Source organism: Salegentibacter maritimus (assembly GCF_016236915.1).
Classification (GTDB): domain Bacteria; phylum Bacteroidota; class Bacteroidia; order Flavobacteriales; family Flavobacteriaceae; genus Salegentibacter; species Salegentibacter maritimus.
Genome location: NZ_JAEHOK010000018.1, coordinates 30607 through 46414, shown reverse-complemented (window position 1 = coordinate 46414; position 15808 = coordinate 30607). Strand labels below are relative to the sequence as shown.

General features: G+C 36.0%; 10 protein-coding genes and 2 riboswitches. Of the genes, 5 read left to right on the top strand and 5 right to left on the bottom strand.

The annotated features are described in order from the left end of the window. Positions 1-9 precede the first annotated feature (9 nt). The 5 genes from I6U49_RS13120 to metE all read right to left on the bottom strand — a co-directional run bounded on the left by I6U49_RS13120 (position 10) and on the right by metE (position 8449). Positions 10-3444: a TonB-dependent receptor gene (locus I6U49_RS13120; RefSeq protein WP_198629148.1), complete on the bottom strand. Its 3435-nt coding sequence runs from the start codon at positions 3442-3444 to the stop codon at positions 10-12. Positions 3445-3553: 109 nt separating this feature from the next. Continuing rightward, positions 3554-4675 carry a FecR family protein gene (locus tag I6U49_RS13115; RefSeq protein WP_198629147.1) on the bottom strand — a complete coding sequence of 374 codons (1122 nt, stop codon included), beginning with the start codon at positions 4673-4675 and terminating at the stop codon, positions 3554-3556. 77 nt (positions 4676-4752) lie between these two features. Further along, the gene (locus I6U49_RS13110) at positions 4753-5289 is read right to left on the bottom strand and encodes an RNA polymerase sigma factor (protein ID WP_198629146.1); all 537 of its coding nucleotides are present in this window, start codon (positions 5287-5289) and stop codon (positions 4753-4755) included. Between the two features lie 568 nt (positions 5290-5857). Beyond that, entirely contained in the window at positions 5858-6118 is a 261-nt protein-coding gene (locus I6U49_RS13105; protein WP_193712014.1) for a cysteine-rich CWC family protein, read from the bottom strand. Positions 6119-6142: 24 nt separating this feature from the next. Further along, positions 6143-8449, bottom strand: coding sequence for a 5-methyltetrahydropteroyltriglutamate--homocysteine S-methyltransferase (gene metE / locus I6U49_RS13100; protein ID WP_198629145.1), 2307 nt, complete (start codon positions 8447-8449; stop codon positions 6143-6145). Between the two features lie 177 nt (positions 8450-8626). Next, positions 8627-8813: riboswitch (cobalamin riboswitch) on the bottom strand. A gap of 130 nt (positions 8814-8943) precedes the next feature. Next, a riboswitch (cobalamin riboswitch) is annotated at positions 8944-9146 on the top strand. A 109-nt stretch (positions 9147-9255) separates the two neighbouring features. Here metE and I6U49_RS13095 point away from each other — a divergent pair. The 5 genes from I6U49_RS13095 (at position 9256) to I6U49_RS13075 (ending at position 15807) form a co-directional block, all read left to right on the top strand. After that, positions 9256-10401 (top strand): hypothetical protein, encoded by a 1146-nt coding sequence (locus I6U49_RS13095; RefSeq protein WP_198629144.1) that lies wholly within the window; start codon positions 9256-9258, stop codon positions 10399-10401. A 409-nt stretch (positions 10402-10810) separates the two neighbouring features. After that, complete coding sequence (locus I6U49_RS13090) at positions 10811-12529, top strand: tetratricopeptide repeat-containing sensor histidine kinase (protein ID WP_198629143.1); 1719 nt, start codon at positions 10811-10813, stop codon at positions 12527-12529. An 11-nt stretch (positions 12530-12540) separates the two neighbouring features. Next, positions 12541-13305: a LytR/AlgR family response regulator transcription factor gene (locus I6U49_RS13085; protein WP_193712007.1), complete on the top strand. Its 765-nt coding sequence runs from the start codon at positions 12541-12543 to the stop codon at positions 13303-13305. Between the two features lie 117 nt (positions 13306-13422). Beyond that, positions 13423-14226 (top strand): hypothetical protein, encoded by an 804-nt coding sequence (locus I6U49_RS13080; protein WP_198629142.1) that lies wholly within the window; start codon positions 13423-13425, stop codon positions 14224-14226. Positions 14227-14520: 294 nt separating this feature from the next. Then, entirely contained in the window at positions 14521-15807 is a 1287-nt protein-coding gene (locus tag I6U49_RS13075; protein WP_198629141.1) for a hypothetical protein, read from the top strand. Position 15808: the final 1 nt, after the last annotated feature.

Below are 15808 nucleotides of genomic sequence, written 5' to 3'. Positions count from 1 at the left end.
ATATAGTTTTTAAAATCCAATTTTCACTCCTGCCGTAAATACTCTAGATATAGGATACCTGTTATTGTCTCTTCCTGCACTTATATCGTTATTATACAAGTTAGAAGCTTCAGGATCTGCACCAGGGTAGTTGGTAAAGGTTAACAAGTTTTGTCCGGTAACGTATATAGTAGCACTATTTACAAACCCAAACTTGTTCAAAGCTTCCTTAGAAAACACATATTGAAGGTTTACGGTTTTTAAACGTAGGAAAGAAGCATCATATACATAATAGCTTGAAATACGATCGTTATTATTTGGATCTCCATAAACTGCCCTTGGCTGGTTGGTTGGGTTTTCTGGGGTCCAGGCATTAAGCACTTCAGTAGTCTTATTTTCACCAAAATATGAATTAGCAAAATTTATAGACCTTGCCTGGTTAAACCAATGTAAATCATTCCCTACTGAAAAATTGAATAAGGTAGTAAGTGAGAAGCCTTTATAGCTAAAGGTATTGGTAAACCCTCCAAAGAAATCGGGTTGGGTATCACCAATAACCTCCTGGTCCTGGGCATTCACCACTCCGTCATTGTTAAGATCTGCAAATCGAAGGTCACCTAGAGACGTCCCGGCCTCTTGGTAAATTCCGGTGGGAGAATTAGCATTTAGCCCATCAATCTCGCTTTGTTCCTGAAAAATACCTTCTGACACATAACCGTAGATAAGTCCTATTGGGCTTCCTTCCCTAAGTAAACCTCCACCGCCAAAGCCAGATACAAAACCATCTTCATCTTTAAAGTCATCAGAAATTTCGGTTAATTTATTTCTGTTTTTATTGGCATTTAAGCCAAGGCGCCAGTTGAAGTCATCTGATCTAATTATATCGGCATTTATTTCAAACTCAACACCCTTGTTACTGGTATTACCTACATTGGCCTGTACAGAAGAAAAACCTGTACTACCCGGACTAATGGCTGTAAAAATAGCATCCTCGGTATTCTTTTCATAATAACCAATAGTACCGCTAAGCCTATCATCAAAAAGGGAGTAATCAACTCCAAGGTCAAATTGTTTACTGCGTTCCCATTTTAAGCGATCATTTCCTAACTGGTTAAGTACAATAGCGGGCATATCTCCATAATCATCTGTTGCATAAAGCGTTCTCCACTGGTAAGGAGAAAAGTCCTGTTGTCCCGTAACACCCCAACTAGTCCTTAACTTAAGCTCATTAACTGTATTAGAGTTTTTAAGGAAAGCTTCTTCTGAAAGTCTCCATCCCACTGCAGCCGCAGGGAAAAAAGCGTGGGTATTTTCTTTGGCAAATTTGGAAGAACCATCTACCCTGGCCGATAAGCTTAGTAAATATCTGGAATCAAAATTATAATTGAATCTTCCAAAATAAGACTGCAAACCATAAGCCGTTTTATTAGAGGAAGCATCCCTACTTACTGTAGCACTGGAAATGTTGGTAAGTACATCGTTAAAATAACCGGTTCCCCAGCCTTTAAGCAAAGAAGTTTTATTTTGCTCAAATGAAGCACCAATTACTGTATTTATTTGGTGAACTTCATTAAAGACTTTATCATATCTTAATGTATTTTCCCACATAAGGTTAGAAAACTTACTGGAGCTCTGTTGGGCATATCCATCGCCTTCTCCTGTAAAACTACTCCACCCACCTCTAAATGTGAATTTTGGATAGAAACTTGCTTGCGAACCATCGTTGTAGTTTAATGCAATAAGGGATTTTGCAGTTAAACCATCGGTAATTTCCAATTCTGCAAATAAAGAAGTAAGCAGTAATAGGGTTTGGTTATTATTGGTAGCCTGGGCTAAAGCTGCCGGGCTTTCGCTTGCATAACCACTGGAAAAAGAATAGTTCCCATCAGTATCAAAAATTGGCAAATCTGGTCTAAAGGTGTACATTCTATCAATTAATGATCTATCAAGCGCATCCTGGTTTGTATATGAAATGCTAGACTGAACTCCAATATTCAATGCATTGTTAACTTTAGTATCCAGATTAAGCTTAAACGAATACCTATCGAAGTTTGATCCTTCAAAAGCCCCCTCCTGTGTATTGGCTCCTATTGCTGAAAAATATCGGGTATTTTCACTACCACCCTGCACACTTAAATTAAAATTCGAGATTACCGAACTAGAAGGAGAAAGTACTTCTTCCCAATTGGTATTGGCATTTCCAAAATAAGAACCATCTAAAACATTTCTAGTGTAAGAATTATCTAAGATTCCGTTTTCTACCGCAGTAGTAGTAATTGCTTTAAATTGTTCAGCATTTAAAACATCAAGGGTTTTGGCTTCCTGCGAGCTTAAAGAATAATCTATATTAAATCGGGGAGCCTGGGAGAAATTCCCTGATTTGGTTTCAATTATTATTACCCCATTGGCTGCACGAGAACCGTAAATGGCCCCGGCAGATGCATCTTTTAATACAGTAATAGAAGCAATATCGTTCGCATTAATATTTCCAATGGGTGTATTTAGGCCTTGCGCCTCCAGCACACCACCCAGTCCCTGGCCTTCTCTACCACCTACCGGGATATTACTATTAGGAACCACCGGAATTCCATCAATTACATAAAGCGGTTGATTTGAGCCCTGTAAGGAAGTTGTTCCCCTAATTCTAATCCTGGCAGGTGCCCCGGGTTGCCCGGTAGCTCCAGAAACATAAACTCCGGGAATTTGACCTTGCAAAGCATGGTCTAGATTTATGTTGGGAGATTGCATTCGAATATTCTCCATATTTACCGTACTCACCGCACCGGTTAAATTCTGTCGTTCTGTAGTACCATATCCTACTACCACCACTTCATTTAGATTACCAAGATCTGCTTGTAGGGTTATTTCATAGAAATCATTATCGGTTATCTCAACTTCTTTACTTTTATAACCTACAAAAGAAATATTTAAAACAGCCTCATTTGGTACTGCCAGGCTAAATTCACCGTCAAAATTAGCGGTAGTACCGCGGTTCATACCCTTAACAGTAATTGTAGCGCCCAATAGCGGAATTCCCTTTTCATCTAAAACCTTTCCGCTAATTTCCCTTTGTTGCGATTGAGGCTCCCGGGAGCTAGACTTTAACGGAATATCTTTTTTGGTTAGAATTATTTGCTCCTTTAAAATTTCGAAATTAATAGCTGTATTCTTGAACAGCATCTCCAGAACGGTTTTAACTTCTTGATTTGAAACATCTAAGGAAACTTTTCGCTCTAAATCAATTATAGAGTTTTCATAAAAGATATTATAAGAAGTCTTTGCTTCTATCTCTTCAAACACCTGTGCCAGAGAGACTTTTTCCAGATGTATTGAAACTTTTTCCTGCCCATAAGTATTGGCATTAATTGGGAAAAGAGAAAGCATGAAAAATAAAAAGGAAAGTTTAAGCGATAACCTTTTACACTTTGGTTCGGTAGCTCCGAACAAAGCTAATATTTTTTTCATAATTTTGTTTTTAGTTTAAGAATTGAGGAAATTTTTAAATAATTTGTATTTTAAATCGGGAAATGTTCCAGCATTTTCCGATTTTCTCTTTTTGTAGCCTTATGTCATATTAATTATTTTTTGGATTAATGGTAACTTTATCGTTGTTTATACTAAAATTGAAGGAGGCGGCTCTCTGAAAGGTTTTAAAAACTTCTTCTATAGACTCATTTCTAAAACGCCCGGTAAAGCTTTGCTTTAATAGATCCTTATTTTTACAATCTATACTAACATTGTAGTGTCTTTCAAGTTTACGTTGAATTGTGCTAAACTTTTCGTTTCTAAAAAGCATAATTCCTTTAGTCCATGCGATATGGTCGGTGGCATTGGTATTAACACTGTGCAAAGAATTCTTGGATTTTTGAAATACAGCCATTTCATTAGGCTTAAGCACACTTGTATGCTGTAATCCCTCTGTAGAAACCTGCACTGAACCTTCCAGCAATGCAATATTCTCATCCTTATCGCCAGGATAAGCCGAAACATTAAACTTTGTCCCTAAAACCTGTGTTCTGGTATGATTTGAATTTACTATAAATGGTTCGTCGGGGTTTGAGACCACTTCAAAATACGCTTCCCCCTCAAGGTAAACCTCACGGCCTTTCCCTTTTAGAAAAGTTTTTGGATACTTTAAAGAAGACCCCGCATTAATTATAGTCGTGGAACCATCAGATAAAACCAATGTTACCGATTTTCCAAAAGGCACACGTATGGTATTAAATTCCAACTTTTCATTTGAAGGCTTGCTTTTTGGTGTATACAACAATTTCCCCTTTTTATAAGTAAAATCTGAATGTTCTACCAGGTCTTCTTGTGAATCTAATGTTCTTATACTCCCATCTTCCAACTCAATGGTTATTTCAGGACTATCTTGCGTATCAGCGGGCAGGTTAAAAAACCAGATTGACACGCCAAGTATTCCAATAAAGATGGCTGCATATTTTAAAAATGCAGTCAATTTAAAACGTGACTGTTTTTCAACACTCACCTGTTTCATAATCTCTTTCAGAACCAATTCCTTTTTTTCACGGGGTAAATCATTAGGCTTAGGATTATTCCATTCATCCAGCAAAAAAGCCTCAAGCTCTTCAAAAGAATCCTTTTCGAGGTAATTCTTTAAAACATTGATTTCATGACGAGTACAATTACCCTCAAAGAATTTTTCTAATAAAATGTGAATATTTTGAGACATTGGTTACAAGTGTTTCTATAAGGTTTACGATGCCCAACTAGAAAATCACTAGTTCCAAATGTTAAAATTTTAAGTTTTTATAGTATTGGAAAGAAAAAGCTAAACAGCCTACTATTCTTTTTTAAAAACTTCATGGCTGTTGAAAAGTGGCTGGAAACGGTATGTTTAGAAATACCTAACTTAGAAGCAACTTCATTATAAGTATATCCCTGAAATTTAATTAATTTAAAAATTTCTTGCTGTCGTTTAGGGAGTTGCTCTAATAGGCCATTCAATTTTTTTAGCTGATCATTTTCACTAGAAGTTGTAGGGTTCCTGGCTTGCTCCTGGTGTAATTTGTATTCCCTCAATAGCTTTTCTTCGTTTACTTTTTTTCGAAAATGGTCAAAAACAACATTCTTGGTAATAACATACAACTGCTGATCTAGAGGGAGTTCCAGGTTAATGCTACTACGGTTTTTCCATATTTTTAAAAAGGAGTCCTGCACCAGGTCCAGGGCAACACTTTCATTTTTCACAAACTTTATGGCAACGGCATATACTTTAGAAAAATACAGGTTGTAAATTTCCTCTAATGCTTTTGAATCTCCGTCCTTCAGTTTTTTTTGCAGCATTTTTAAACCTTTTACGCCAGGTATAGGCACTCATAATGTTTGCAATAGTTAACAAAATGCTAATATACTATTTCCAAAGTTTTATTTTATTTTTCTAAAAGCTATAAATTGAGGAAAATTTATATGCCATATAAATAGTTTTATAGAACCTATTTATATTTTCTTTAAAGAAGACCCTGCTAACAATGCGTAAACCCACTTAAGTAAAAAAGTCATAAAAAGAACAAGAGATGTAAACTGGAAAGAATCATTTTTTTTATTTGAACAAATTTTACTCATTTTAATCAACAGCTATTAATATCGGCTAAAGTGGGTTGTAAGTAACCGGTTAAAATTTCCGGACTGAAAAATAAACCTGGCAGATTGAGATACCATGATATAAAAAGACTGCCTGAAAAGCCTTAAAAATTCACCTTGAGCTTTTTAAACTGAAATAAATCCAGTTTGGTGAAAATTAACCTTTCAGACAGCCTTAATTTGTTATTGTTAACCAAATATACTTTTTCAGTTAACTACCTCGGGGTGTTACACCCTTTGGCAGTGTCAATAAAATTCCAACTAAGCCTCTTCAGCCGCCTTTATTATTTTTTGGCGGCCTATAAAATACACCCAGAATAGCCTTTAATTTTTCCTGTAAATTTTGGTTGCGATACTCTGTTTTTAAAGCCTTCATACATTTAGCGCAAAGGCAACTTTCATAAAGTTTATGTATGTATTCCAGTTCTTCATTATCCAGTACCACTTGAGAGCATTGGCAAAGTTCTATAGAGCCAACTTTACATTCAAAGGCTGTTTTACATCTTGGGCAGTATTTTTCTTCGTGCTTCATGGGTATTTATAAAAAAAGTTGGTTTTAATTCTCCACCAAAGCAGTTCTTACCATTTTTGCGGCGCTAACCATTGCTTTTAATGCAGCTTCAGTTTCTTCCCATTTCCTGGTTTTTAAACCACAATCTGGATTTACCCAAAGTTGTTCTGCAGGGATTACTTTTTCGGCTTTTTTTAGCAAAGTAAGCATTTCTTCGGCGGCAGGAACCCTGGGGGAATGTATATCATAAACCCCCGGACCAATTTCATTGGGATACTCAAAATCAGAAAAAATTTCCAGCAACTCCATTTGCGATCGGGAGCACTCAATGGTAATCACATCTGCATCCATATTTGCTATACTCTCCATAATATCATTAAACTCAGAATAGCACATGTGTGTATGAATTTGAGTAGAATCTTTTACCCCTGCCGATGCTAATTTAAAACAAGTAACCGCCCAATCTAAATATTCTTTCCAGCCGGATATCCGTAGCGGTAATCCTTCTCTAATGGCAGGTTCGTCAATTTGAATTATTTGAATCCCGGCCTGCTCTAAATCTTTTACTTCTTCACGAATAGCCAAAGCTATTTGTTTACAAGTGGCAGATCTTGGTTGATCGTCTCTAACAAAAGACCATTGCAAGATGGTTACAGGCCCCGTCAACATTCCTTTAACCCATTTATCGGTTAAAGATTGCGCATATTGAGACCAATAAACCGTCATGGCTTCTGGCCTGGAGACATCTCCATATATAATAGGAGGCTTAACACATCGGCTACCGTAACTTTGTACCCAGGCTTTTTTGGTAAACAGAAAACCATCTAATTGCTCTCCAAAATATTCTACCATGTCATTACGCTCATATTCTCCATGTACAAGAACATCTAAACCTATTTCTTCCTGCCATTTTATGGCATTTTGGGTTTCTTTTTTTAGTAAACTATCATATGTTTCTGCTGATAATTTTCCTTTTTTAAATTGAGCCCTCCAACTCCTCACTTCTTTGGTTTGCGGAAACGAACCAATGGTGGTGGTAGCAAACAAAGGCAAATCCAATACTCTCTGCTGCTCAATCTTTCTTATGCTGAAGGAGTTGGATCTTTGTGAGTCTTTTTCTGAAATTTGACTCACCGCATCTTTCACCTTTTTGTTGTGAATTACCTCTGAAGTTTTTCTACTCTTAACAGCATCTAAATTCTCTTTAAACTCCTTTAAAAGGGGCGCTTCAGTACTACCGGTAGCCAAAGCCCGAAGAGTTTTTAATTCTCCTACTTTTTGCCGGGCAAAGGCCATCCAGTTCTTAATTTCAGGGTTTATTTCAGTCTCCAAATCAAGATCGTATGGAACATGTAACAACGAACAGGAAGGAGCCAGTAGCAATCTATCAGAACCTATTTTATCCTGTGCCTTTTGAATAAGATGAAGGGAATTTTCAAAATCATTTTTCCAAATATTACGTCCATCTACTATCCCGAGCGATAAATTTAAGCTAGCAGGAATTTCTTCAAGCACCCTGTCTAATTGTGATGGGCATCGCACCAAATCCAGGTGTAACACATCTACCGGAAGCTTTAGAGCCAGGGCAAGATTGTCGTTAAGGCCTTCAAAATAAGTGCTGAGAACAAATCTAAGTTTAGGGAATTTTTTTCTAAGCTCATTATATACAAAAGAGTAGGCATCCCTGGCTTTCTCATCTAGGTCTAAAGCTAGAAAAGGCTCGTCAAACTGAATCCATTGTGCTCCTTCTTCCTGTAATTGAGTTAAAAGCTCCTGGTAAACCGGCAATAATTTTTCTGCAAGGTCTATTTTATCAAAACCTCCCTCTTTTTCTTTTCCCAAAAGAAGGTATGTAACCAGTCCAATAATTACAGGTTTAGGATGAATCCCAGCTTCCTTTGCCTCCTTAAATTCGTTAAGAATCTTATTGGAGTTAAGCTTAAAGTGCTGATTTTTGGAAAATTCAGGAACGATATAATGATAATTGGTATCAAACCATTTGGTCATTTCCATGGCGGTAATATCTAAGCCATCTTTTTGATAGCCTCTGGCCATCGCAAAATATAAATCAAGATTGGTTAAGTCACTTCTACTTTCAATCTCCCTATAACGTTCAGGAATAGCTCCTACGGTAAGGCTCATATCCAAAACCTGGTCATAATAAGAAAAATCGTTACAGGGAATTAGATCAATTCCTTCGTCTTTTTGAAGCTTCCAGTTTTCATGGCGGCTTTTTTTTCCTACCTGAAGAAGATCCTGAAGTTCACTTTTGCCTGACCAATATTGCTCGCAGGCTTTTTTGAGTTCTCTGTTGCTACCAATTCGCGGATAGCCAAGAATGTGCGTTTGCATTTCTAACTTTTAATAATTAAACAATTTGTTTTAAAAGTCTTTATAAATGCTTCGTAATGCCAGGCGATAAGAAAAAAAGGAGAAAGAAGATACACCCAAAAAGAGATACTTCTCCTGTAAAATAAAAAGTATTATAACGGGTACATCTCTAAGACCTAAGCTTCAAACCGCGAAAGCATTGTCCAATCAGAATAGGCAGGTCTCCTGACTTGTAACGGCTGCTGTCATCCTTCCCGCGTTATGCAGTGGATAATTCTTTAGACAGTAGCTTTATTATGTTACTTACAGTTGCGCGACAGTTCGTGATTCTCACACGATTCCCTATTAATCTACCTTAAGTAAAACCTTTTCTGTTTGATGAAGTATGCTAAAGAACTTATGCGGGATAAAACTAGGGATTATTTATTTAATTTCAAGACTTTCATTGAGCTTATAACTAAAAAGAAGTAAAGATAAATTCAGTTTTTAAGATTCTCAAACCAGAAATTTAACTTAATATTGCCGGGATTTTCGGTTACAATGCTTTTAAGGTATTGTATTAAAAGGGAATCAGGTGTAAATCCTGAACAGTTCCCGCTGCTGTAAATCCCTTCCTTAATTTTTAGGAAAATCTTTTTATTGATACCACTGTCTTTTGGGACGGGAAGGTTTAAAAAGAGGGAGAAGTCAGAAAACCTGCCGGAAACATAAGGAACAAAGCTTTCGGGAGTTATTGCTTTGGGTAGGTCTTCTATTCTAACTATATCCCCTGCTGTTTTGTTTTGTAAAATAAGTTAATTCCAATTATTAACCTTTATACAAATCAAATGCAACAAAAATCATTTTTTAAATCATTAATCCTTATTGGAGGTATTTTACTTTTTTCATCTTGTAGCAAAGATGACGGCCCAGGCATAATTCCTATGGAGTTTGCGGATCTAAATTACCAGAAAGATTACGAATTAACCCTGGGAGATACTTTATCTATTAATCCTGAAATTCTAAATTTACCGGAAGGGACAGGTTTTAGCTGGAAACTAGGTGATGATAAAGTTTCTGAAGCTCAAAACCTTCATTACGCCCCCAAGCAATTTGGCACATTTGCACTACAATTTAAAGCATTGGCGAATAACGACTCTCTGCTGCGCTCTTATGAAGTTACCGTAAATGATCCTTATCAGCTTTATTTCCGCCCAAAAACAGAAAACAGCAGTAAATATATTTCTGAAATTATTGAATATAAACCTGCACCCGGCCAATATATTAATAAAACCTACGGTTCTTTGGAAAGCGCAGAAAAATTAGTGGGTGGAAAATCGGCCATTCTATCTTTAGGAGCATGGGGAGGCTACGTAACCTTCACTTTTGATCATACCATTGAAAATAGAGAAGATGCTAAAGACTTTGTAGTTTATGGTAATGCAATGGGCGGACTTTCTGAACCCGGTATTGTAAAGGTTTCTTTTGATGAGAATGGTAATGGCTTACCAGATGACACCTGGTATGAACTAGCAGGAAGTGCACATCAAAAAGAAGAAACTATATTGAATTATCAATTAACCTACACCAATCCAAAAAAGTACGCCAATGTACCCTGGGAAGATAACCAGGAAGATCAAGACAGTGTAATGGTTAATCCCTACCACTCCCAAAATTACTATCCACTCTTTATTGAAGAAAAGGATAAAATGAGTTTTAACGGAACCCGGGTTTACCCTAAGGTGAGCCTGGAAGGATTTGCCTCTATAGATGCACTTGAATGGGGGTATGTAGACAATTTTGATGCTGATTATAATACTTATGCCGGAAACGCCATGGATTTGGATTGGGCAGTAGATGATAATATGAACCCCGTAGCATTAAGAGGTGTAGATTTTATAAGCGTCTACACAGGGGCGCAGGGAAATGTTGGCTGGCTTGGTGAGATATCAACGGAAATCAAAGGAGCTTTAGATCTATCTATGACCGAGTAAAGCCTCTAATAATATCCTTTATTTATCCTTATATAAGAACTTTACTATTTTTCCAGCTCCAAATAGTATTGTTTTTATATAAGGATAAACCTATAAGCTTAAGCTCATTTGTAAACTTCCCGCGTCCATCTGCCAAACTAAAAAATACTTCTAAAAATCAAAAATCGGTAGACTAAGATGCCTTAAACCTTAAATTGATTTCTGCTAAAAGCAAAAACAAGATTAATACTATACTTTTGCAAACGTATTGGCTTAGAAAAGTAATTACCTTGTAACAAGCCATAGATTTTTTAAATCTCGATTATCGAGTAAAATAACATTTTTTATCCTTTAAGAATGTAATACTTTTGTCGCACTAAACAGCGCCAATCTAGCAGAATCCCACAGCATTACCCCCCAATTAAACTTCATGCATTATTTTACAAAATTTACAATAGTACTCTTTTTCAACCTGCTTTTTACTTTTAGTTATGGAATACAACAAAACCCCAAGGACTTTAAAAGTATTGACTCCCTAATTCAGAATAGAGCCCTGGAAAAAGCTAAAGAAGAAAGCTTTCAAATTATCAGGAAACAACCTAAGAATTTTCAAACTGTTGGCAGGGCACACATCTATTTGGGGAAAATAAACCTATTGCAGGGCGAACTGGATATTGCGCTGTCTAATTATATGGATGCCAAAAAGCACCTGGAACTGTTATCTGAAACAGATCGCGTAGAACTATTCTCAGGAATTGGAATAGTGTACTCAAGATCCAAAAACTTTAACAGCGCCGAAGAAAGCTTCAAAAAAGCATTATTGGGCTATAAAAACAATGATTTTTGGCGCCTTAAAACTTTGGTTAACCTCGGCGGGGTTTATATGGAAAAGAATGACCCCAAAGTAATAAAGGTCTACAAAGAGGCTTTGCAGTTGGCTAAAGAAATTGAGCAACCTAAAGTTGAAGTCGTTATTTTAACGAATCTTAGTAATCAATACATCAAAGAATCACAATGGCAATTGGCCATTAACACTGCTAATAAAAGTTTAAGGATAAGGGATAGTTTACAAATGCCTCTATCTGTTATTACTTATAACAATCTAGGCTATGCATTAGTAAATTCGGGCAAAGTACCGGAGGGAATCAATTATTATGAGAAAGCCCTGGCAAAGGCTTCTTCCCAAGAACTACAACAATTATTCTATAACTTACAAAATGCCTATATCAATATAAAAGATTATGAAAAAGGTATAGATTATTATAACCGGTATGATAGCATTAAAGATCAAATAGCAGAAAAAAGGTATGAAGAAAAAATAGCTGCCATTAAAACATTTTATGATACTGCTGAAAAAGAAAGAAAAATTGCCAATCTAGAGGCCGAAAAAAAAGCTCATAACAAAAAAATTACCTGGCTAATTTTTGGGGGCGGTATCTTCTTTCTTCTAATATTGATAATCATTTTCTTTAGAATAAACCATCTTAAAACAAAACAAGCCTTACAGCAGTCGCAACTTCGTAGTAAATTCCTTAGACTTCAATTAAATCCGCATTTTCTTTTTAATGCGCTCCAACAGGTTCAGTATTACATCTATAAAAATGAACCTAATACTTCTATGCAGTATTTAGATAATTTCAGCAAATTAATAAGGCTTATTTTAGAACATTCAGACGAAGAATATATAAATTTAACAGACGAACTGGAAATTTTATCCAACTACCTTGAACTTCAAAAAACCCCTGAAAATCAAGGAATTTCATATCGCATTATTTATAAGGATGTTCATGACCCGGAAACTATTAAAATACCGGTAATGCTACTGCAACCTTTTGTTGAAAATGCCGTAATTCACGGTGCGAGACAGAATAGAGAAAATGGTAAGGTAAAACTTCTGTTCAGGCAAGATGTTAAGAAAAAAGTCCTCTACATAGAAATTGTAGATAATGGAAAAGGCATTCAGACAGACAGGTCTCAAGACCATAAAAAACTTCATCGCTCTATGGGAAGGGAAATTTTAAAAAATAGAGTAGAAGAATTTAATAAAATGAATAAGTCACATATTGTACTAAATGTAGAAAGAGCATGCAATGACAAAGCTTTTCCCGGCACCAAAGTGACCTTGACAGTACCCTATCTTGAATTCTAAATTTGCAGGTTATGAAAGAAATAAATAACGATGTAAAAATTTTAATCCTGGAAGATGATCATGCATCTTTAGATATGATTAGCGGCTTAATTAGGGTTAACTTTAAGGATTGTTTGGTAGAAACTACGAAAACTATCAAAGAAGCCCAGGTAGCCTTTGAAAATTTCCTTCCCGATATTCTTATCCTGGATATCAACCTCCCAGACGGAAATTCTATGGATTTCTTGGAGAATTTATTCCAAAAAGGCTATAAAAACATAAAGGTTATTTTTACCACAGCTTATTCAAATTATGCGGTAAAAGCTTTTCGCCTAAGTGCCCTGGATTTTCTTCTAAAGCCAATTTCCCCTCAAGATCTTATTTCCGCCATTGAAAAGACTATAAAATCACTTAAAGACCATCGTTATAGTTTAAAACTAGAGACTCTCTTTAGCAACCAACAAATGAAAGCCGAGAAAAAAATAGTTTTAAAAACTCTTGAAGATATTCATATCATTCCTTTAAAAGATATTATTCAGGCACAAGCCGATAATAATTATACTATTTTTTTTCTATGTGACGGTCGCCAAATCTTAGTCTCTAAATCTTTGAAGAATTTTGAAGAAGAGCTGCAAAAATTTAATTTCATGAGGGTACATCAGTCGCATCTCATAAACACTATGCATATCTTATCCTATCAAAAGAAAAGACACTGCGTTCAACTGGCAAATAATATTGCAGTACCAGTAGCGCAATCAAAAAGGCAATCACTACTGGAACTATTCAACGAATACTAATCCAGGAAGGTGGAATTCTAAACGAAGCTTATAGAATAATAATTCTTTATTTCCAATGGATTTGCTTATTGAGCTGATACTTACATTTGCTCATAAATTACTCTAAATAGACGCATCATGAAAGCTTCTAAATTTCTTATAATTTTAAGTTTATTTTTATTTGCCAAGCCTGTTCAGGCACAATTATTCGGAAAAATTAAGGATAAGCTTGAAAACAAAGCAGCCGAAATAGTTGAAGAGAAGCTAAATGGTAAAAAGGAAGATAACAAAGAAGGTAAAACTCAAAGCAAAAGTAAAATAACACTAGAAGAAGTTTATGACTTCAAACCAGGGGACTCTACAATTTTCGCTTCCAATTTCAACTCTATACCTAGTGGAGCTATGCCATTAGATTGGAAAACCACAAGTACCGGTGAAGTAGTTAGTATAAATGAAATAGGAGGCAAATGGCTTAAAATGGGGGAAAGAACAACCTATAAGCTCAACAAAAACATCTATTACCCTACCAACTTTACCCTGGAATTTGATATTCTGGTAGCCGCCGATAAAGTTAACGATTTATCTTCCTTATACTTTGGCTTCACTAAAGATAATAGTATTAGAGGTTGGATTTCTAACGAAAATATCTGGGCAGGAAAACTGGAGTATATGAATAACAACGACATAAACATTTCCAGTAGGGCAAATGACCTTTACCAGTCCTCTTCATTTGACCTGGAAACTTACGCCAACCAGGTAATGCATGTAGCCATAGAGGTAAACCAAAATAGGGTTAAAATATATTTAGACAAGACAAAAATTGCCGATACCGAACTTTTTAATAATGAAAAAGCCAAACACTTTTACATTAGTAGCCCATTAAGACAAAATCATGGAGCCAGGGTTCTATTCAGCAATTTTGTTGTAAAAACCTATAAATAAGACGCCTTCCACACGGGTTTTGTAGGCAAATTACTTTTAGATAAACCGCATAGCATTAAGCCGCAATTATTACTAAAATTACTATTAGTTCGGCTCGGGGGTCTTAAACTAAAATAAGCCGGCTTTAATTATTATTCTATATTCACGGCTCTAGCGGCACACTAAGAGCCATTAGAAGGGAGTGTAAAAAATTTCGGCTACCCCTATATCAATCATGTTTATTACCAAAAAATTAATAATAAATCTTTAATTTGGCTGCATAATTTTTACAATCAACAATTTTTAGCCCTTAAAATGCGTATAGCTCAACAACTATTTATCCTACTGGCAATTATAACTTTGCTTTCTTCCTGCGAAAAAGAGAATGATACTCCAAAAACTGATTATTCTATCCAGTCTAATTCAAACTTTGAGCTAACCAGTAAGCATGAAAATGGATGGATAAAGCAAGGGCAATATGAACGTTCTGGGGAACCTTCGGCTGAATTTGAATATTACGCAAACGGCTACATAAAAACTGCTAAAGTATATGCGAGTTATCCAAAGCAGCATCTTTATATGGAGGTGGGCCGAAGTGAAACCAATAAACCACTTTGGTCTAAATATTATACGCCGGAAGGAAATCTGTGGTTTGAAACCAAATATGAAAACGGATTTCCTTTGGTTAAAAAGATTTATAGCGATAAAGGTACTGCCATACATTCCTATACCAATGCTGAGTTAACCTCTGTTGAATTTACCTCAGCAGACAATAGTAACACCACCAAAACAACCTATAACAAAGCAGCCGGAACACGTAATGTATCTATTAATCTTAGCGGACAGGACATATTGAACAAAACCTACCCTTATCAAGAACAAGTTGGTTCGGGAATTTACACAGGTAACCATGTCCCGGTGGCCAATCCATTTGGTACAACTGAAGCTTCATATTACACCCTAAATCAATCCTTTTCTCAAAGCCCAACCTGGCAAACCACTGCCAACCCCATAGAATTTATGTATCCGTTTAGGTTATTTGATGAGTTCTACAATCCCGGAGATTACTTTGCCACCAAATTTGCTGTTAGCACCGAATTATACCAATCGGTTATTGAGCAATACCCAATAACTGAAAAAGGCGTTTTAATTGGCGGCGGATCATACCAGGATGGCTACCAGCATTTTCAAAATAATTGGCAGGTAAGAGATTCACTTAGGAAGATCTATAATGAAAACCCGGAACTTTATAAGCTTAAATACGGAAATGAGTATGTAGCCAAGCTGGGGTATGGAAAAATGTTTTTTATCATTGGGGCTATTCGCAACTTACCTACACAAAACGAAGCAGCTAATGAGATTAAAAAAGTTGCCCAAAAGCATATGAATAATTTGATTAGTGGTGATCAAGAACTTACTACAACAGAGCAGGGTTTATTAAATAAAGTTTGGTTTGAAGTAAAATTTTTCTCTACGCTAAAGAAACATCAAAACGGGGTGGTGATCAACTCTTCCCAGAGCTATAAAAACGCCATAATGGAAGTAAATGATGCAGAACCTTCGCTTGTCCAAATGAAATACGAGAGCCTGGAAAACTTATAAA

Excerpts from the sequence above, each read along its gene's own strand:
- I6U49_RS13120 (WP_198629148.1), bottom strand. The coding sequence starts at position 3,444 with ATGAAAAAAATATTAGCTTTGTTCGGAGCTACCGAACCAAAGTGTAAA.
- I6U49_RS13115 (WP_198629147.1), bottom strand. The coding sequence starts at position 4,675 with ATGTCTCAAAATATTCACATTTTATTAGAAAAATTCTTTGAGGGTAAT.
- I6U49_RS13110 (WP_198629146.1), bottom strand. The coding sequence starts at position 5,289 with ATGCTGCAAAAAAAACTGAAGGACGGAGATTCAAAAGCATTAGAGGAA.
- I6U49_RS13105 (WP_193712014.1), bottom strand. The coding sequence starts at position 6,118 with ATGAAGCACGAAGAAAAATACTGCCCAAGATGTAAAACAGCCTTTGAA.
- metE (WP_198629145.1), bottom strand. The coding sequence starts at position 8,449 with ATGCAAACGCACATTCTTGGCTATCCGCGAATTGGTAGCAACAGAGAA.
- I6U49_RS13095 (WP_198629144.1), top strand. The coding sequence starts at position 9,256 with ATGCAACAAAAATCATTTTTTAAATCATTAATCCTTATTGGAGGTATT.
- I6U49_RS13090 (WP_198629143.1), top strand. The coding sequence starts at position 10,811 with ATGCATTATTTTACAAAATTTACAATAGTACTCTTTTTCAACCTGCTT.
- I6U49_RS13085 (WP_193712007.1), top strand. The coding sequence starts at position 12,541 with ATGAAAGAAATAAATAACGATGTAAAAATTTTAATCCTGGAAGATGAT.
- I6U49_RS13080 (WP_198629142.1), top strand. The coding sequence starts at position 13,423 with ATGAAAGCTTCTAAATTTCTTATAATTTTAAGTTTATTTTTATTTGCC.
- I6U49_RS13075 (WP_198629141.1), top strand. The coding sequence starts at position 14,521 with ATGCGTATAGCTCAACAACTATTTATCCTACTGGCAATTATAACTTTG.